We start from the raw sequence: 19,325 nt of genomic DNA, 5'->3' as shown, positions 1-19,325 counted from the left end.
CCCTACGCGCGGGAGTCCTCCCACGCGCTGTGCAGCCGGGCGAACCGCCCACCGGAGTCGATGAGCACCCCCGGCGCGCCGTCCTCGATGATCCGGCCGGCCTCCATGACAAGCACCCGGTCCGCGATCTCCACGGTGGACAGCCGGTGGGCGATGATGACCGCGGTCCGGCCTTCCAGCACGGTCGCCAGCGCCTCCTGCACCTGCCGCTCCGAGGGGATGTCGAGGTGGGCGGTCGCCTCGTCGAGGACCAGCACGTCCGGGTCTGCGAGGAACGCGCGTGCGAAGCTCACGAGCTGGCGCTGTCCCGACGACAGGCGTCCGCCGCGCTTGCGCACGTCGGTGGCGAAGCCGTCCGGCATCTGCTCGATGAACGGGGTGAGCCCCACCGCGTGTGCGGCCACCCGCACGTCCTCGTCCGACGCGTCCGGCCGTCCGATGCGGATGTTCTCCGCGATCGACCCGCCGAACAGGTAGGACTCCTGCGTCACCATGACGGCGGCCGCGCGCAGGTCCGCATCCGCGACGTCCCGCAGATCCACGCCGTCCAGGCGCACGCGGCCGGCGGTCGGGTCGTAGAACCGGGTGAGCAGCTTCACGAGGGTCGACTTGCCGGCGCCCGTGGCGCCCACCAGCGCGACGGTCTGGCCGGCCGGGATCGTGAGATCGAACCGCGGCAGCACGGGGACCCCGTCGCCGTAGGCGAACTCGACGTCGTCGAATTCGACCAGGCGACCGCCGCCGAGGTCCCGGTCATCTCCCGACGTCGCCGGCCGGTGACCGTCGCCCCCCTCGGGGAGACGGCCCGGTTCGCCCTCTCCTCGGAAGCCGCCCCGGGCAGGCAGGGGAGTGGGGCTGGTGGGTTCGACGACCTCGGGTGCGGCGTCCAGGACGGCCGTGATCTTCTCCAGGGCGGCGGACGCGGACTGGTACATGGTGACGGCCTGGACCAGCTCGTCGAGCGGGCCGTAGAAGCGACGCACGTACAGGAGGAACGCGGTGAGCATCCCGATCTGCAGGGTGTCGCCGATGACCAGCCAGCCGCCCACCAGCAGCACCGCCGCCATCGACAGGTTGCCGATGAGGCGGGTGCTGGCGGCGAACCACGCGACGTTGCGGAGGCTCGCGGCGGTCGCGTTGCGGTACTCGGAGTCCTCGTGGACGATGTGGCGGATGTTCGCGTCCTCGCGGCGGAACGACTGGACGGCGCGGATGCCGCCCAGGGTCTCCACGATGTGGACGATGACCTTCGCGATCGCCGTTCGGGTCCGCCTCTGGTTGCGCCGCTGCGCCCGGTTCGAGGCGATCGACACCGCGAGCAGCGGGATGAAGCCCAGGAACACGACGATCGCCAGCCGGACGTCCATGACGATGAGCGTCACAGCGATCGCGCCCATCGCGGTGAGCCCGATCGCCATCTCCTGCAGCGACCCGGTGAGGAACACCTGGATGTTCTCCATGTCGGACGTCTGCCGGGCGACCAGCCGACCGGACGTCGACCGCTCGTGGTACGAGATCCCGAGCTTCTGCACGTGCCCGAAGAGACGCTTGCGCAGCGCGACCATGAGCCGCTGAGCCAGCGTTCCCGTCATCCGGGTGCCGAAGAAGTCAGCGACGCCGGTCAGGATCGTCACCAGGAGGAACACGATGAGGGGGACGGCCAGCGCTGCGGTGTCGCCGTCGATCGCTGCGGGGATGCCCTGGTCCATCGCCTGCGCGATGAATGCCGGTCCGATCGCGTTGCCGATCCCGAACGCCAGCAGCAGGAACGCCAGGGCGATGTAGCCCTTGCGCTCCGGCCGCGCCAGGTCGACCAGCAGCCGGCGGGCCCGCTGGGCGATGTCCGGCGGCAGTGTGTCCGTTTCGTGCGGGCTGCGCCGCGCGGTGCGGGAGTCTGTGGTCGAGGTCGTGTCGGTCATACCGTCGCCCCCATGAGCTCCCGGTAGACCGCCGAGGTGGCGAGCAGTTCCTCGTGCCCGCCCACCGCGACGATGCGGCCGGCGTCCATGACGGCGACGCGGTCGGCCAGCGCCGCCGTGGACGGTCGGTGGGCGACGATGAGTGCGGTCGTCGCGGCGAGCACGCGCCGCAGTCCGTACTGGACGCGGTCCTCCGTCTCCACGTCGACGGCGGACAGCGGGTCGTCGAGCACCAGGAAGCGCGGATGTCCCGCGACCGCCCGGGCCAGGGCGATCCGCTGCCGCTGCCCTCCGGACAGGGACAGTCCCTGCTCACCGACCTCCGTGTCGAGGCGATCGGGCAGGGCGCGCACGAAGTCAGCGGCCTGTGCCACCTCGAGCGCCTCCCACACGCGGTCGTCGTCGATCGCGGCGGACCCGTCGACCGCGTGCGTGCCCATCGCGACATTGTCGCGGACGGTGGCGGAGAAGAGGATGGGCTCCTCGAACGCGACCCCGATCCGGGACCGGAGGTCGGCCAGTGACAGGTCCCGGACGTCGTGCCCGTCGACGCGGACCGCCCCGCGAGTCACGTCGAAGAGGCGGGGGACCAGGGCCGCCGTCGCGGTCTTCCCGCTGCCGGTAGTCCCGACGAGCGCGACGGTCTCGCCCCGCTCGATCCGAAGCGAGACGCCCGTGAGCAGCGGTGTCGCCGCATCCTCGTGCTGGAAGACGACCTCGTCGAACTCGAGGACGCCGGGGGACGGGTCGCGCGGCGCGTGGTCAGGGAGCCCTGAGTCAGTGATGCGCGGACGCCGGTCCATGAGCTCCCAGTAGCGGGTCGCGGCGGTGGCGGCCATGAGGGCGTCGGCCAGCAGGAAGCCGAACATCTCGATCGGCATGCGCAGGTACATCATGAGGGTGATCGCGGCGACGGTCTGGCCGATCGTCGCCCAGCCCGCGACGACACCCCATGCGCCCACGGCGGCGAAGGCGACGAGTGCCAGCTGCGGCAGCAGCATGATCGCACCGAACAGCCAGGCGTCCAGACGGACCTTCTCCAGTTCGTGTGCGCGCAGGCGTTCGACGATCGCGTGGAAGCGGGCGGCCGCCCACGGGCTGCGGCCGAAAGCCAGGAGGACGCGGATGCCCTGCACGGACTCCTCGACGGAGGTGGAGACCTCACCCATCGTGTCCTGCGCGGCGCGGGCGGCGAGCTTGTAGCGGGAGTTGAACCACGCGACTCCCACCATCGTCGGGATCGCCATGAGGACGAGGAGCGCGACGAACACGGGGTGGATGAACGACAGGATCACACCGCCCACCACCAGCAGGCACGGGGTGATGACGAGGAACGGCAGCCCGAACGCGGTGAAGCGGCGCAGCTGCGTGAGGTCGTTGGTCGCGCGGGAGAGCATCTGGCCGGAATCCCACTCGTCATGATGCGCGATGTCGAGGTCCTGCAGGTGCGTGAAGAGGCGGCGGCGCCACAGCACCTCCCAGTCCGCAGTCATGCCGGCGGTGAGCATGCGGCGGACCAGCTGGGCGATCGACTCACCGAACCCCACGGCGACGACGAGCAGGACGACGGCGACGAGGCCCGCGACGTCGCGCTGGGCGATCGGACCATCGACGGCACGGCCGGTGAGGACGGGGATGAAGAGGCCGACACCGGTGGACACCAGCGCCAGCAGGATGCTCACCACATACCGCCATGCGCGCGGGCGGATGTCAGGCCAGAATCTCAGGAGGTCACGCATGGTGCCCCAATCCTATGCCGGTGGCTGAGCTGTGAGGAGAGGGGCTCTGTGCCTCTCGCTCGGCGCAGTGCAGTGTTGACGTGTGGGTGAGTCGAAGGAGTAGACGACGTATTCGATCCCGGACCTGTTCTCATCGAGGAGACCGAGCGTGGGGTCGTCCGCCGTGCCGGCTGCCACCATCTTCTACGGCGGCGCCCATCCCACAGGGTGAGACTTGCTGCTCCGCGATTCGACACCGCTGCGCGCACCTGTGTAACATCTCACCCATGAACGTCCTTCTCGTCGTCATTACCCAGCGCGCGGTGACCCCGTAGCTGTCGACTGACGACGTCCCGCGCGCCCTTTCCAGACCGGAAGGGCGTTTTTTTGTGCAAGACACCCCACCCGGGGTGAGGAGCACAGGCAGGGCGGGACATGAGGGCGCCGCTCAAGGCGTCCATCAGGGAATCGATCACTAGAAGGAGCCCACCGTGGCAGGCCCAGCACAGGCGCAGAGTCCCCGCGTCACCACACCCACCCCCAGTCCCGTGCCCGCTCCGGGCGGTGCCGCGATCCGCGGCGTCCGCTCGCAGCCGGAGGTGATGACAGGCGCACAGGCCATCATCCGCACCCTCGAGAAGCTGGGCGTCGACACCGTCTTCGGCCTTCCCGGCGGCACCATCCTCCCCACGTACGACCCGCTGCTCGACTCGGAGCTCATCCAGCACGTGCTGGTCCGCCACGAGCAGGGCGCAGGTCACGCGGCGACCGGGTACGCGGCGGCGACCGGTCGTGTGGGCGTCTGCATGGCGACCTCGGGTCCGGGCGCGACGAACCTCGTCACCCCGATCATGGACGCCCACATGGATTCCGTCCCCCTCCTCGCGATCACGGGTCAGCAGTCGTCGAAGCTGCTGGGCACGGACGCGTTCCAGGAAGCGGACATCGTCGGCATGACGATGCCCGCGACGAAGCACTCGTTCCTCGTCACCCGCGCCCAGGACATCCCGCAGGCGATCCGCTCCGCGTTCCACATCGCGAGCACGGGTCGTCCCGGTCCTGTCCTGGTCGACGTGACGAAGGACGCGCAGCAGGCGGAGCTCGAGTTCACGTGGGATGAGGAACTCGACCTGCCCGGCTACCGTCCGGTGAATCGCCCGCACGCGAAGCAGATCCGTGAAGCGGCCGCACTCATCGCGGACGCGAAGAAGCCGGTGTTCTACGTGGGCGGCGGCGTCATCCGCTCGGGCGCCCACAAGGAGCTCCTCGCCCTGGCGGAGGCGACGAACATCCCGGTGACCACCACCCTCATGGCACGCGGAGCGTTCCCCGATTCCCACCCGCAGCACCTGGGCATGCCCGGCATGCACGGCACCGTGCCGGCGGTCGCAGCGATCCAGAAATCCGACCTGCTCATCGCGATCGGTTCTCGGTTCGACGACCGTGTCACGGGCGAACTCGAATCCTTCGCCCCGACCGCCAAGGTCATCCACGCGGACATCGACCCGGCGGAGATCGGGAAGAACCGTGTCGCGGACGTCCCGATCGTGGGCGACGCGGCAGAGGTCATGGACGCGCTCCTCACGGAGCTGCGGACGAACTGCCCCGCAGCGCTGGAGGACGAGCGCCCCACGTGGTGGGGCCTGGCCAACGGCTGGAAGAAGAGCTACCCGCTGGGCTTCGAGTCGAACACCGACGGGCTGTGCGATCCGCAGTACGTCATCCAGCGGATCTCCGCTCTGACCGGGCCGGAAGGCGTGTACGCCGCAGGTGTGGGCCAGCACCAGATGTGGGCCGCGCAGTTCGTCGAGTACGAGCGGCCGCAGTCGTGGCTGAACTCCGGTGGGCTCGGCACGATGGGGTACGCGGTGCCGGCGGCCATGGGCGCGAAGGTCGGCGAACCCGACCGGCAGGTGTGGGCGATCGACGGCGACGGCTGCTTCCAGATGACCAATCAGGAACTGGCCACGTGCGTCATCAACAACATCCCGATCAAGGTCGCGATCATCAACAACTCGTCGCTCGGCATGGTCCGCCAGTGGCAGACGCTGTTCTACGACGGCCGCTACTCGCACTCCGACCTCAACACGGGCCACGAGTCCGTCCGCGTGCCGGACTTCGTGAAGCTTGCGGACGCGTACGGCTGCGAAGGCATCCGCGTGACCCGCAACGAGGACGTCGACGAAGCAGTCCAGCGTGCTCTGGACATCAACGACCGTCCCGTCGTCATCGACTTCGTGGTCCCTGCAGACGCGATGGTGTGGCCGATGGTCGCCGCCGGCGTCAGCAACGACCAGATCGAATACGCGCGTGACATCCGCCCGGACTTCTCCGGGGAACTCGAGGAAGGTGAAGAGGCATGAGCCGCCACACGCTGTCCGTCCTCGTCGAGGACAAGCCGGGTGTGCTCACCCGCTTCACGGGGCTCATCGCCCGCCGCGGCTTCAACATCCACTCGCTGGCCGTGGGCACGACGGAGCTCGAGGGCCTCTCCCGCATCACCGTCGTCGTGGACGTCGAGGACACCCCGCTGGAGCAGGTGACGAAGCAGCTCAACAAGCTCATCAACGTCATCAAGATCGTGGAGCTGGAGCCGGAGACCTCGGTCCGTCGCGCCCACATGATCTTCAAGGTCCGTGCCGACGCCGCGGTCCGTGTGCAGGTCGCGTCCGTCGTCGAGATGTTCGACGCCCGCATCGTCGACGTGGCGGTCGACGCCGTGAGCATCGAGGCGACCGGCGAGCAGGACAAGGTCGACGCCCTCCATCGGGTGCTGGAGCCGTTCGGCATCAAGGAGATCGTCCAGTCCGGCACGCTCGCGATCGGGCGCGGGCCCAAGTCGATGACGGACCGCGCCGGCCGCTGAGTGAGGCACACACCCTTCCCCCGCCGAGGCGGCGGTCGCCCTCACGGGTGACCGGCACCTCGGCGGCGGTGGGGCTCCGTTCCCCCGCAGGGAGCGGATCTGAGACAAGGTTCCGGGCCGTCGAGGCCCGTACTACTCTGGGACGCGGGTAACCGCATCCCACCTTTCGAGAAGGAGAAATCCCATGGCAGAGCGCTTCTACGACGATGATGCAGACCTCTCCGTCCTCCAGGGCAAGAAGGTCGCCGTCATCGGCTACGGCTCGCAGGGCCACGCACACTCGCTGAGCCTGCGCGACTCCGGTGTGGAGGTCCGCATCGGCCTCAAGGAGGGCTCGAAGAGCCGCGACAAGGCTGAAGCGGAAGGCCTCACGGTCGGCACTCCGGCCGAGGTCGCCCAGTGGGCCGACGTCATCACGATCGCCGCTCCGGACCAGGTCCAGGCGCAGATCTTCAACGAGTCCGTCAAGGACAGCCTGGCCGAGGGCAAGACGCTCGTCTTCATCCACGGCTTCAACATCCGCTACGGCTACATCGAGGCGCCGGAAGGCGTCGACGTCGTCATGGTCGCGCCCAAGGGTCCCGGCCACGTCGTGCGTCGTGAGTACGTCGACGGCCGCGGTGTGCCGGTGCTCGTCGCCGTCGAGGTCGACGCGTCCGGCTCTGCGTGGGACACGGCTCTGGGCTACGCGAAGGCGATCGGCGGCCTGCGCGCCGGCGGCATCAAGACCACCTTCACGGAGGAGACGGAGACCGACCTGTTCGGTGAGCAGGCAGTGCTGTGCGGCGGTGCCTCGCACCTCGTCCAGTACGGCTTCGAGGTCCTCACGGAAGCCGGCTACCAGCCGGAGGTCGCGTACTTCGAGGTCCTGCACGAGCTCAAGCTCATCGTCGACCTCATGGTCGAGGGCGGCATCGCGAAGCAGCGCTGGTCCTGCTCCGACACGGCGGAATACGGCGACTACGTCTCCGGCCCCCGCGTCATCACGCCGGAGGTCAAGGACAACATGAAGGCCGTCCTGGACGACATCCAGAACGGGAAGTTCGCGAAGCGCTTCATGGACGACCAGGCCGCAGGCGCGCCGGAGTTCAACGAACTGCGCGCGAAGGAAGAGAAGCACCCGATCGAGGCGACGGGCCGTGAGCTGCGCAAGATGTTCGCGTGGCTCAAGGACTCCGACGACGACTACGTCGAGGGCACCGCAGCGCGCTGATCCGACTGGTGTGAAGGGCGGGTGACGAGCACGGCTCGTCCCCCGCCCTTCGTCGTGCTCCCTTGTGAGGTGTCGTGTCTCCGTGAGCGGTGTCATGGTGCTATAGGCTGGGCGCGTGACCGAATACCGCTTCGAGACATTTGAACCGGCCCTGGAGAACGGCGTTCCCGACGCACGTACGACGGCGTACATGCAGGCAGTGCGCGCGGGGTTCCACGACAAGCGCGTCGAGGGGGAGAAGCTCCTCAAGCGCACACAGAGAGCGATCGCGGACGAGCGCGTGTTCACGTCCGTGTACGCGGATCAGGCGCCTCAGTCCGCTCTGCCGCCGGAGATCCCCGTGGCGACGTTCGCCCACTTCGAGAAGACCGTGAACGTGGGCAGCGGCCGCCTCCTCCCCGCGCACCTCATCACGTGGGTGACGGTCCGTCCCACCCACCGCAGGCGTGGGCTGCTGCGCAGCATGATGACGGCGAACCTGGCGAAGGCCGCGGAGTCCGGGTATCCCTTCGCAGCGCTCACCGTGACGGAGGGCAGCATCTACCGCAGGTTCGGCTTCGGTGCGGCCACCTGGTACAACGAGGTCGAAGTCGACACCCGTGCAGGCTTCACCATGGCGGTGGAGCCGGACAGGCGTGTGGAGATGGCGGATCCCCGCGTCCTGCGCGACCTGGGACCTGAGCTGTACGACAGGTTCCAGAGGATGTCACCGGGGGCGGCAGGCCGCCAGCGCGTGTATGTCGATGTGGCTTCCGGCGACCTCAACCTCACGACCGACGAAGAGGACCTCGGGACACGCGCGGCCCTCCACTACGACGAGGACGGCCACCCGGACGGGTACGTGAGCTACCGCTTCGCCGGGTGGGACGTGAAGCCCGCGACGCTCGAGGTGCTGGACCTCATCGCCGTGAGCGATGCGGCCTACGCGTCGCTCTGGTCGTTCCTGGGCGCAGTGGACCTCGTGGAGCGCGTGCAGTTCGGCTATGCCGCCCAGGAGTCGCCGCTGCCGTGGCTGCTGACCGACCCCCGGCGCGTGCGGGTCATCGCCCAGAGCGACGGCATGTGGCTGCGCATCCTCGACGTGAAGAAGGCGTTCGAAGCGCGTCCGTACACACTCGCGGGTGAGCTCACGTTCGCGGTCCGGGACGACATGGACTACGCGGAGGGTGTCTTCCGCCTGCGCACGGACGGTGAGAACGGCACGGTCGAGAAGATCGCGGATTCCGTGGATTCCGCTGAAGGCCGGAGCGCTGACCTGCTGCTGGGTGTGCCGGAACTCGGCTCGCTGTACCTGGGTGGGGCTGATCCGGTCGTGCTCGCACGCGCCGGAAGGATCACGAAGAGATCCGACGATGCGGCGATCCGAGCGCGCGGGCTTCTGGCGCTGGAGCGTGCCCCCTACGCGCCGAACGATTTCTGAGGTGGCGGCGATGGTGATCAACACGATCGCGAGCGCCCGCTGCATCCGCGCGTGGCCCCTGCTGCAGCGGGGAGACGAATCGCACCTGCAGTCGTGCGGGCTCCGCACGACTGCGTCGACGAACGCCGAATGCTCTGCGCCGATGCTGCCGGTGACCGACGACTGCCGCACAGCCATCGACCTGTCCGGGGCGGACAGCGACATGCTGCCGAACCCCGCGTCGTGTGCACGACGCTGCAGGCGCCCACGGGGCTGACCGTTGGCAAGGACGGGACTGAACCGCTGGGGCCAGCCGCTCCTATGCGTGAGATGCATGGAGTGACCCGAGGTCTGCGGTGCGGCATGCATGGAGACGTGGCACTCTGAGAGTGAAACCACGTTCTCTTCGAAAGGTACACCTGTGCTCTCTCAGTCCCGCGACGGCGGCATCCTCACTCTCACGATCGACAACGAGGCGAAGGCGAACAGCCTGACCGCGCAGATGTTCACGGAGCTCATCGACGCCTTCACCGCTGCGTCCGCGGATGAATCGCTGCGTGCGGTCCTCCTCACGGCGAAGGGCGACCGGGGCTTCTCCGCGGGGATGGACACGGCACAGTTCGAGCACGACGACGCAGAGCGCGCGTACGAGACGATCACGCACCTGGGTGCCGTCTGCGAAGCGGTGAAGAACTGCGACCTGCCCGTCGCCGTCGCCATGCGCGGGTACTGCGTGGGCGGTGCCGTCGAGATCGCCTCTGCGGCCGACTACCGCGTGGGCGCTCACGATTCCTGGTATTCGATGCCGGAGGTCCGCATCGGCATCCCCTCCGTCCTCGACGCGGCGAACCTCTGGCGGGTCATGGGGTGGACGAAGGCCACGGAACTGATCATGACCGCCAACCGCTTCAGCGCGCAGGACATGGACCGGTGCGGGTTCCTCAATGCCGTGGTCGACCCGGCAGATGTGGAGGAGACGGCACTGGGCTACCTGCGGGACACGATGGAGTCGGACCGCGCGGTCATCGCGCAGCAGAAGCGCCTCTTCCGCACGTGGCGCAACACGCATGAGCAGACGGCGATCGCCGACAGCCGCAAGGAGTTCGCGCTCGCGTTCGCCCGGAAGGCGCTCGTCGCGCGTGACGAGCGTGCAGGTGCCGACGCGACGGGAGCGCGGTGACGGCACCAGCGGGCGCGCTCGCCGGGGTGCGGGTCCTCGAGCTGGCCCGGACTCTGGCCGGCCCTTTCGCCGGCCATGTGCTGGCCGATCTGGGGGCGGACGTCCTCAAGGTCGAACAGCCCGGCAGCGGCGACGAATCCCGGCGCTTCACCCCGCCCACGTACGCCGGTGACAGCTGCTACTTCCAAGCGGTGAACCGGAACAAGCGGTCGATCGCGCTCGACCTCAAGGATCCGGAGGACCGTGAGGTCCTCTACCGCCTGGTCCGTGATGCCGACGTGGTGACGGAGAGCTTCCGCACCGGGGTGACCGAGCGCCTGGGTGTCGATTACGCGACCCTCGCCGCCATCAACCCGCGGCTCATCTACCTGTCGGTCTCCGGATACGGGAGGGAAGGGTCGCGCGCCACCTGGCCCGCTTACGACATCGTCATGCAGGCGGAGACCGGACTCATGTCTATGACAGGCACGGAGGCCGGCGAGGTCGTGAAGATCGGCCCGTCGATCGCAGACATCTCCACGGGCCTCTACTCGTCGGTGGGTCTCCTCACCGCCCTCTTCCACCGGGAGCGGACGGGGGAGGGCCAGTACCTGGATGTCGCGATGTTCGACGCCCAGTTCGGGATCATGAACAACTGGGCGCTGTCCGTCCTGGGCACGGGTGAGGCGCCCAAGCCCATGGGTGTGGGCAACCCGGCGCTCGCCCCCTACCAGACGATCGCGACGGCGGACGGCGACTACATGCTGGGCTGCGGCAACGACGGCCACTGGCTGCGGTTCTGCACCGCGATGGGCCTCGACGACCTGTCTGCGGACCCGCGCTTCGCGACGAACGATGATCGGGTGGCACACCGCACTGCGCTCATCGACGCGATCGAGGAGCGGACCCGGCGGATCCCACGGGACGAGCTCGATGCGGTCCTCAAGGCCACGGGTGTCCCAGGGTCACCGGTCAACGACCTCCAGGAGGTGCTCGACGACCCCTTCGCCGCCGAACGCGGACTGCTGCAGCCGCTCACCGGTCGCGAGGACGTCAAGGCGGTGAAGTTCCCTGTCACGTTCGGCGGCACACCGGTGATGGAGTACCGTCCGGCACCTGCGCTGGGTGCGGACGACCCGGAGTGGCGCGACCGCTGAGCGGAGCACCCGCAGCCGCGTCAGCCCTCGAGGAGGGTGTCGACGAAGTGCTGCGCGAGCGGTGCGGCGTCGGCCTCCGGCACGACGATGCAGACGACTCTTTCGTAGCCGGGCAGCTCCGCCGTCCGCAGCTGTCTCACCTGCATGAGGCGCAGGTTGGACGCGGGGACTATCGACCAGCCCAGTCCCGCTTCGACCAGGCCCGCGATGGTGAGGGGGCTGTTCGTGAGTGTTTCGGGGAGGTAGTCGACGTCTTCCGCCGCTGCGATGGCCGTGAGGCTGCGCTGCACGCTCGTGGACTCCGTGAAGCCCACACTCAGGTGTGAGAGGGCGAACTCCCACGACGGCTCTGCAGGAAGCGGCGCATCCGCGGGCGCGACCAGGTGGAACCTCTCCGTGAGCAGCGGCAGCATCCGCACGCCGCGGGCCTCGGTGAACAGCGGGCGCGCCTCACCGGTGGGCAGACGCATGCGCGCAGCGGAGATCGCCACGTCCGCGTCGCCACTCATCACTGCGGCGATCCCGCTGCCGGAGATGTCGTCCGTCGCGGTGAGCGTGGCCTGCGGGTGGCGGGACCGGAACCGGTTGGTCCAGGTCGCCATGTGCTCGAACGCCATCGACGGCAGGACGGACACGCGGACCTCACCCGCTTCCCCGGCGACGCGACTGGTGAATGCCCGCATCTCCCGGGTGTACGCCTCACCGATTGCCTCCGCGGTCCGGGCGAACTCGCGGCCTTCAGCGGTGAGACGCAGCCCCGCGGTGGAGCGGTCGAACAGCACGACGTCCATCCGCCGTTCGAGCCCGCCGAGGATCCGGCTCAACTGAGACTGGGACAGGTGGAGCGCGATCGCCGCCTCCGTGATCGTGGGCGAGGCAGCGAGCACGGCGAAGACCTCCAGGTCCCGCAGGCTCGGGCCGCTCTCACCCGTCATCGTCCGCTCCCGCCCGTTCGCCCGCACATGCCCCTATCCTGCCGCACGCAGGCCCCCACCGCCCTCACTCCTGGCTCATGCCCTCCGCGGGGACGATGCGGGACATGGTCCGCGCGGGCAGTGCGGAGGCGAGCACCGCGGCGATGACGGCGGCGACCGCGATGAGCGTCAGCGGCAGCGCCGGCACGGACAGGGTGGGTGTCGACAGCTCACCCACGAGGGAGGCCGTGCCCACCCAGCCGTAGAACGTGCCCAGCCCCAGGCCGACCACCAGTGCGACGACCGTCATGAGCAGCGACTCGACGGTGATCATGCGGCCCAGCGCGCCCCGGCTGAATCCGAGCGCCCGCAGCAGTGCACCTTCCCGCCTCCTGTCGATGACGGACAGGGTGAGCGTGTTGCTCACGCCGATCACCGCGATGACGACGGCGGCAGCCAGCAGTCCCAGCACGATCGCGATGGCCACCTGGAAGACGCTCGCATACTCGGCCCGCTGGAGTGCGGGGCTCGCGTCGACGGTGAGGTCCTGCGCGCCCAGCTGGGAGGCCACGGATTCGATCTGCGGTGTGGACGCGTCGTCCGCGATGCGCACCCACGTCTGCTCTGCTGCGTCCCCACCGGCGGCGGCTTGGATCCGCGCGGCGTCCTCACCGCTCACCAGTGCGGTGCCCGCCGGTACGTTCGGCGATCCGTCGAGGGTGAACGTGAAGGTCTCGTCGCCCACGGTGACGGTCGCCTCCCGCCCGTCGTAGTCGTCTGTGAGCCCTTCGCCGCCCAGTTCGCGGGGTGCCAGGCGGATCGTTCCGGGTACCACCGCGAACCCGTCGCTGCGGACCACTGCCTCGTCCGCGTCGTCCGCACTCGCGAGGGTGAGGCTCCCGCTCAGCGGTCCCGTCTCAGTGCCGTCTTCCGAGCCCGAGGTCCCGGTCGCGTCCTCTGCGACCGTCACCTCCGCGCGTGCTGCGGGGACGGCGCTGCGGTCGTCGATGATGGACGAGTCGTCAAGCACCGTGTCGATGCGATCTCCCGCACCGTCGACGACGAGGTCGATCGGGGTGTCGCCTGCAGTGGCCAGTTCGACGGTGCGCTGGACGCTCGCGGCGCCCACGAGCACCGCGGACACGAGTGTCACGCCGATGAGCAGCGCTGCGGTGGTCGAGGACGTGCGTCCGGGAGCGGAGCTTGCCGAACGACCCGCCAGCAGGATCGGCGTCGAGCGGCCGAAGAGTGCGGACAACCCCCTGCCCATCGCACCGATGAGCGGCGGGACGAAGGCGCGCGCCGCGAGGAGCACTGCGATGAAGAGGACGAAGCAGCCGAGGATGCCGACGACCACGGAATGGGTGGTCGTGGCCAGCAGGCAGAGTGCGACGCCACCGGCGCCCAGCACACCGCCCACGATCGCGCGGACCCACGGGAAGCGCGACCGGGCCGGTGCGACGTCGGCGGGGCGCAGCGCTTCGACGGGTGACACGCCGCCCGCCTTGAACGCGGGCACCATGCCGGCGACGACCGTGACGACGATCCCGACCAGGGGCCCGACGAGCAGTGCCGAAGGAGTGGGGGAGATCTGCGCGAAGTCCGGCATCCAGAGTGCGCGGACGAGGGCGAAGAGACCCCATCCGATGAGCAGCCCCAGCGCCACACCGGCGGCCGCTCCCGCGATGCCCAGCGCGAGCCCTTCGAGCAGGGTCGCACCCCGCAGCTGCCGTGCGGTCGCACCGACGGCGCGGTAGAGGGCGAGCACGCGAGCGCGGGAGGCGACGAGCACCTGGAAGGTGTTGGAGATGACGAGGGAGGCCACACCCACGGACAGCAGCCCGAACGCGATCCCGATGGTCGCGAGCATGTCGGTCGACCCGGACAGCTCGTCGACCTGCTCGTCCACGACCTCGTCGACGGTGCGGACGTCCACCTGCGCGGCCTCGGCTCCGGTGCCATCCTGTGTGAGCGCATCGCTCACGGCTGCGGCGAGGTCCGCGCGGTCCACGCCGTCCGAGGCACGGATGCGGATCGCCTCGGGCGTGATCTCCGAGGGGGCGGACTCCAGCCCTTCCTCCGTGAAGTGGAGGGTGAGTCCGAAGGGCGAGGCTCCCGGCAGCAGACCGGAGACGGTGTACTCCGTTCCGGCGCCGCTGGTCTCCGCGAAGCCCTCGAGCGTCACGGTGTCGCCCACGCCCACTCCCAGAGCCTCCGCGTCCGCGACGGGCAGTGCGAGTTCGTCCGCGGACTCAGGCAGACCCCCGTCGACCGGCTCCTCCCCGTCGGCAGGCAGACCGGTGAGCGAGGCGGAGACATCGGACGCGCCCGCGCTCGCCAGCGCATACCCGGATTCCTCGAGGTGCGCGTGTGCGACGCCGTTCACCGCGGCGACGTCGTCAACGAGGTCGCCGGTGAGGACCTCGGACGGGTCGAGCATCTCCGACGGGTCTTCGGGGTCGTCCACGAGGACGGCGACATCGGCCCCCTCCCAGGAGGCTCGGACCTGGTTCGCCAGGGTGTCGCCGAATCCCTGCGAGAAGAGCAGAGCCGCGACCATGAACGCGACGGACACGGCGACGGCGATGCCGGCGGCGACGAGCCGGCCGGACGCGCTGCGCAGGTTCGACAGGGCGATGCGGATCATCGTGCACCTCCACCGTGTGCACCGGCGGGAGCGGAGTGCGCGCCCGCCGAGGGCGCCTGGGCCCCGGTCGCGCGTGCGGTGACCTGGGTGAGGGCGGTGGCGACGGCCTCGGCGGTGGGGGAGTGGAGCTCCCCGGCGAGCCTGCCGTCGGCCAGCATGAGCACACGGTCCGCCCGGGCCGCGGCCTGCGGGTCGTGCGTCACCATGACGACGGTCTGGCCGAACTCGTCGACCGAGGCCCGCAGCAGCCCCAGCACCTCCTCACCGCTCGCGGAGTCGAGGTTGCCCGTCGGCTCGTCCGCGACGATGACGTCCGGGCTCGCGACGAGGGCGCGGGCGACAGCGACGCGCTGCTGCTGCCCGCCGGACAGCTCGTGGGGGCGGTGCCGGAGGCGGTCCGTGAGGCCCAGAAGATCGACGATCCGCCGGAAGAACCGGCGGTCGACGCGGCGACCGGCCAGCTGTGAGGGCAGGACAATGTTCTCCTCCGCCGTCATGGCGGGCACGAGGTTGAAGGCCTGGAACACGAAGCCGATCCGGTCGCGCCGCAGCGCGGTGAGCTGTGCGTCCTTGAGCCCGGTGATCGGTGTGCCGCCCAGGATCACCTCACCGGAATCGGGGGTGTCGAGGCCGGCGAGCATGTTGAGAAGGGTGGATTTCCCGGAGCCGGACGGCCCCATGATCGCCGTGAAGCGGCTGGCGGCGATGTCGATCGTGAGGCCGTCCAGCGGGCGGACGCGCGCATCGCCCTCGCCGTAGGTCTTCACGAGACGGATCGCGCGGATCGCGGGTTCGGGAATCGCCGGTTCGCGGTGCGCCGGTCCTGCGACAGGAGGGGTGGGCCCAGCCGGAGCGGTGGGGGCGACCGGAGGAGCGGGAGAGACTGCGCGTGACTGATCTGGTGTGTGCATGCTTCCAGCCTGGTGGTTGAGAAGACTTCGCACATCGGACCACGGGATGGTCTGTGGAGTGACGAGGAGCATAGCCGGGGGCTCGTGTCGTGCGGCGGTGTCATACCGGGGTCTGACACGCCTGCCGGTCGGCAGTCGCCCGGAGTGTCGTCGGACTCCCCGGGACTCCGCCGCCTGGGGCACCATCAGTCCCCCGGATGATGGCCTTCCCCGCAGCGTCGTCAGTCGCCGGGGGTGACGATCCCCGCGTCGTAGGCGAAGACGACCGCCTGCACCCGATCCCTCGCTCCCAGCTTCATGAGGATGCGGCCCACGTGGGTCTTCACGGTCGGTTCTGCGAGGAAGAGCGCGTCGACGATCTCCGCGTTGCTCATGCCGCGGCCCACCAGTCCCAGCACCTCGCGTTCGCGGGGCGTGAGGGAGGCGAGACGGTGCGTCCGGTCCTCGTCCAGGGCCGGCGCTTCCACGGCCGGCGAAGGAGTACCGGGCTGCGGCGCGGACGATGACTCTGCCGATCCCGCCTGCGGCGCGGGTGCGTCGCGGAGACCCAGTGTGGAATCGAGCATGCGGCGCGTCGTCGACGGGGCGATGACCGCCCCGCCCTTGACGACGGTGCGGATGGCGTCGAGCAGGATCTCAGGCATGACGTCCTTGAGGAGGAAGCCGGACGCGCCTCGGCGCAGGGCGGCGAGCGCGTATTCGTCCTCGTCGAACGTCGTGAGGACGATGATGCGCGGGGTGGGGATCGTCCCGTCGTCCGCACGGGCGAGGATCGTGCCGGTCGCCTCGATCCCGTCCATCCGCGGCATCCGCACGTCCATGAGGACGACGTCCGGGTGGAGGCGGGCGACGAGGTCGACGGCCTCCACACCGTCGCCGGCCTGCCCCACGACCTCGAGGTCATGCTGTGAGTCGATGACCATCGCGAAGCCGGTCCGCACCAGGGCCTGGTCGTCGACTAGCACCACGCGCAGGGGTGGGGTCGCGGTGGTTCCGGACTCTGTCACGGGGTGGGCTCCTCGGCGATGGACGGTGTGGCGTCGGATGCGGTGAGGGGGAACCGGGCGGTGACTCTGAAGCCGCGTTCCGCCCCGGGCACGGGGCCTGTCTCGAGCGTGCCGCCGTACAGCATCGCGCGTTCGCGCATTCCGAGGATACCGCTGCCGGGATCGCGCACCCGGTCGGCTGCTTGTGTGAAGGAGGGACCGCCGTCGTCCAGGATGCGGATGATGAGGTCGCTGTCGGTCGTCGTGAGTGTCACCTGCGCTCGGGCGCCGGATCCGGCGTGCTTGAGGATGTTCGTGAGCGCTTCCTGGACGATCCGGTAGACCGCGAGCCCCGCTCCGTCCGGGAGCCGGCCGGCGACGGTCGCCGCAGCCGAGGCGCCGGTCACAGTGGTGCTGCCGACCCCGGAGGATGCCTCGAATCCGTCGATGCTCACCGCGAGGCCCGCGCCTCGCACGTCGGTCAGCAGTTCCGGCACCTCCATGAGGCCGGGGAGGGGACGCGTCGAATCGTCCGCTTCCGTCTCAGTCCTCAGCACGCCCAGGAGGCTGCGTGTCTGTGCGAGTGCGTCCCTGCCTGTCTGCGCGATCGTCGTGAGGGCCGCCTCCGCCACCTCGGGATTGCTCTTCGCGGCGTAGCGGCCGCCGTCCGCCTGCGCGATGACGACGGAGAGGGAGTGGGCGATGATGTCGTGCATCTCGCGGGCGATGCGCATGCGCTCCGCATCGGCTGCCAGCCGGGATTCGGATTCGCGCTCCTTCTCCAGCAGCCGGTTGCGGTCGCGGATGTCCTCGACCGCTGTGCGCCTGCGGTGCGCGAGGATTCCCAGCAGCCACGCGGAGAGCACGATCGCGGAGCAGAGGGAGACGATGATCGCGATGCCGACGTATTCGGCGCTGTCGGCCCGCTGCAGGTTCTGGTCCTGCGCGAAACGTGCATCGGGGCCCAGCGAGGACTGCAGGGTGAGCGTGTACGACCACAGTCCCAGTGCGAACGCTCCCACGATGCCCAGCACCAGGACGATCCGCGCATGGGCGCGGGTCCCCCACGACGCGGTGGAGAAGACGCTGAGCGGCACGGCGATGATCGCGAAGGTGGGTCCCAGACCGGTCAGCAGCGCCAGGCAGCAGGCGACCGCGATGAGGGCGGAGCTCAGGAGCGGATGCACGCGTCGTAGGACGAGGGGCGCAGTGGTGAGGACGGTGATCGCGACCCACACCCACATCGGAACGGTTGCTCGCGGCTCCAGCCACGTCATCTCCCGGACTGCACTCACCCCCGCCCAGGTGACGGGAAGCGCCCAGAGGAGACCGTCGCTGATCCACGGGTGCGCGGCGAAGACGCGGCGCACCCGGGACCAAGCGCGGTGAGGAGGCGAGGAGGGCGAAGGGGACGGCGGGGGCATGCGGTTCACGCTACTGGGCGGTCGTGGGCGCGGGCATCGTCCTCAGGGATGATCTGTGCGCCCGCACCGTCGCGATCTGGTCCCAGAGCGTGACCGCCCAGATGACGGGGATGAGCCACACCGCGATGTCGATGCCGGAGGCCGCGGCGAGGTCCGGGTGGAGGACCGGCTGGGAGAGGAGGGCGAGGGTGAGGAACGACGCCATGACCAGATCGGTGACGATGTCCCACACCCGGGTGGCACGGGTCGTCCGACCGCGGACGGCGTGGATGAGGGGGCCTGCCGCCATGAGGAGGAGGATCAGCCAGTACCCGAACAGCCAGCCCGCACCCAGCTGGGGATTCACGAACGTCTCTCCGCCGTTCAGGTGGCCGACGTAGACGAGCGTGGTGGGGACGACTGGGACGAGGGCCAGCAGCACGAGCATGACGAGTGACACGACGCCGTCGGCACGCACGGTGCTTCCCGACGGCGTCGGTTCGGCCAGCTGGTCGACAGTCCACCTGCGATGGCCCCGGAGGCCGGGAGCGGGCGCGGTGCCCACTCGCTCGTACACCGCGAAGAGGACGGTGAGCGTCGCGAAGGCGACCAGCAGCGCCGGAACCGCCTTGCCGACGGAGGTGCCGATGAGACCGCCGATGTGGACCTCGGGAGCGGTGAGCGCGTAGACGAGACCGTTGACTGCGAGGGCGACGGCGACGACCACGGGCAGCACCCACGTGAGAGCCCAGCGGTAGGCGGGGAACACCGCCGGGCCGATGAGGTGCTGGGGGCCGCGCGCGTACTCCTGCGCCAAGGATTCCGGCGACCCGAGTTCCTCGAGGACGGCGGCCTCGGCGACGGCTGGGTCCGCGTCCGTGCCGGTGTGCGTATCGGCATCGGTGTTCGTGTCAGTGCGGGCCTCGAGCATGTCGGCGATCATCGCGGTGACGTCTGCGGCGACGTCGTCCCGCATCCCTTCGGGCAGGCGGCGGACGACGGTGTGCACGTACCTCTCGGTGAGAGTGCGCAT

At 69.6% G+C, this 19,325-nt stretch carries 15 protein-coding genes; 7 read left to right on the top strand and 8 right to left on the bottom strand.

Annotation, left to right across the window (positions count from 1 at the left end; translation table 11 throughout):
- Positions 1-2: 2 nt before the first annotated feature.
- Positions 3-1,919, bottom strand: a complete 1,917-nt coding sequence (locus JFC09_RS09470; RefSeq protein WP_198393771.1) for an ABC transporter ATP-binding protein — start codon at positions 1,917-1,919, stop codon at positions 3-5.
- The gene (locus JFC09_RS09465) at positions 1,916-3,658 is read right to left on the bottom strand and encodes an ABC transporter ATP-binding protein (RefSeq protein ID WP_198393770.1); all 1,743 of its coding nucleotides are present in this window, start codon (positions 3,656-3,658) and stop codon (positions 1,916-1,918) included. Before JFC09_RS09465 ends, JFC09_RS09470 begins: the two co-directional genes overlap by 4 nt.
- A gap of 581 nt (positions 3,659-4,239) precedes the next feature.
- Here JFC09_RS09465 and JFC09_RS09460 point away from each other — a divergent pair.
- From JFC09_RS09460 to JFC09_RS09430, 7 genes are all read left to right on the top strand, one after another.
- On the top strand, positions 4,240-6,000 hold the full coding sequence (locus tag JFC09_RS09460; protein WP_232483442.1) for an acetolactate synthase large subunit: 1,761 nt from the start codon (positions 4,240-4,242) through the stop codon (positions 5,998-6,000).
- Positions 5,997-6,503 (top strand): acetolactate synthase small subunit, encoded by a 507-nt coding sequence (gene ilvN / locus JFC09_RS09455; RefSeq protein WP_198393769.1) that lies wholly within the window; start codon positions 5,997-5,999, stop codon positions 6,501-6,503. The genes JFC09_RS09460 and ilvN overlap by 4 nt, the downstream gene beginning before the upstream one ends.
- Positions 6,504-6,687: 184 nt before the next feature.
- Positions 6,688-7,716, top strand: coding sequence for a ketol-acid reductoisomerase (gene ilvC, locus JFC09_RS09450; RefSeq protein ID WP_198393768.1), 1,029 nt, complete (start codon positions 6,688-6,690; stop codon positions 7,714-7,716).
- 115 nt (positions 7,717-7,831) lie between these two features.
- On the top strand, positions 7,832-9,136 hold the full coding sequence (locus JFC09_RS09445; RefSeq protein WP_198393767.1) for a GNAT family N-acetyltransferase: 1,305 nt from the start codon (positions 7,832-7,834) through the stop codon (positions 9,134-9,136).
- A 10-nt stretch (positions 9,137-9,146) separates the two neighbouring features.
- The gene (locus tag JFC09_RS09440) at positions 9,147-9,392 is read left to right on the top strand and encodes a hypothetical protein (RefSeq protein ID WP_198393766.1); all 246 of its coding nucleotides are present in this window, start codon (positions 9,147-9,149) and stop codon (positions 9,390-9,392) included.
- 144 nt (positions 9,393-9,536) lie between these two features.
- Entirely contained in the window at positions 9,537-10,295 is a 759-nt protein-coding gene (locus JFC09_RS09435; RefSeq protein ID WP_198393765.1) for an enoyl-CoA hydratase/isomerase family protein, read from the top strand.
- Positions 10,292-11,431 carry a CaiB/BaiF CoA transferase family protein gene (locus tag JFC09_RS09430; protein ID WP_198393764.1) on the top strand — a complete coding sequence of 380 codons (1,140 nt, stop codon included), beginning with the start codon at positions 10,292-10,294 and terminating at the stop codon, positions 11,429-11,431. The genes JFC09_RS09435 and JFC09_RS09430 overlap by 4 nt, the downstream gene beginning before the upstream one ends.
- A 20-nt stretch (positions 11,432-11,451) precedes the next feature.
- On the opposite strand, the gene JFC09_RS09425 is transcribed toward JFC09_RS09430, so the two are convergent.
- From JFC09_RS09425 to JFC09_RS09400, 6 genes are all read right to left on the bottom strand, one after another.
- Positions 11,452-12,366, bottom strand: a complete 915-nt coding sequence (locus tag JFC09_RS09425) for a LysR family transcriptional regulator (protein ID WP_198393763.1) — start codon at positions 12,364-12,366, stop codon at positions 11,452-11,454.
- A gap of 64 nt (positions 12,367-12,430) precedes the next feature.
- Positions 12,431-14,992: an FtsX-like permease family protein gene (locus JFC09_RS09420; RefSeq protein ID WP_198393762.1), complete on the bottom strand. Its 2,562-nt coding sequence runs from the start codon at positions 14,990-14,992 to the stop codon at positions 12,431-12,433.
- On the bottom strand, positions 14,989-15,903 hold the full coding sequence (locus tag JFC09_RS09415) for an ABC transporter ATP-binding protein (protein ID WP_232483384.1): 915 nt from the start codon (positions 15,901-15,903) through the stop codon (positions 14,989-14,991). Before JFC09_RS09415 ends, JFC09_RS09420 begins: the two co-directional genes overlap by 4 nt.
- 221 nt (positions 15,904-16,124) lie before the next feature.
- Complete coding sequence (locus JFC09_RS09410) at positions 16,125-16,910, bottom strand: response regulator (RefSeq protein WP_198393760.1); 786 nt, start codon at positions 16,908-16,910, stop codon at positions 16,125-16,127.
- The gene (locus JFC09_RS09405) at positions 16,907-18,313 is read right to left on the bottom strand and encodes a sensor histidine kinase (protein WP_198393759.1); all 1,407 of its coding nucleotides are present in this window, start codon (positions 18,311-18,313) and stop codon (positions 16,907-16,909) included. The genes JFC09_RS09410 and JFC09_RS09405 overlap by 4 nt, the downstream gene beginning before the upstream one ends.
- Before the next feature lie 10 nt (positions 18,314-18,323).
- Complete coding sequence (locus JFC09_RS09400) at positions 18,324-19,325, bottom strand: HAAS signaling domain-containing protein (protein ID WP_198393758.1); 1,002 nt, start codon at positions 19,323-19,325, stop codon at positions 18,324-18,326.

It is taken from the genome of Brevibacterium yomogidense (genome assembly GCF_016107685.1).
Taxonomy (GTDB): Bacteria; Actinomycetota; Actinomycetes; order Actinomycetales; family Brevibacteriaceae; genus Brevibacterium; species Brevibacterium yomogidense.
This window is presented reverse-complemented; position numbering and strand designations above follow the sequence as displayed.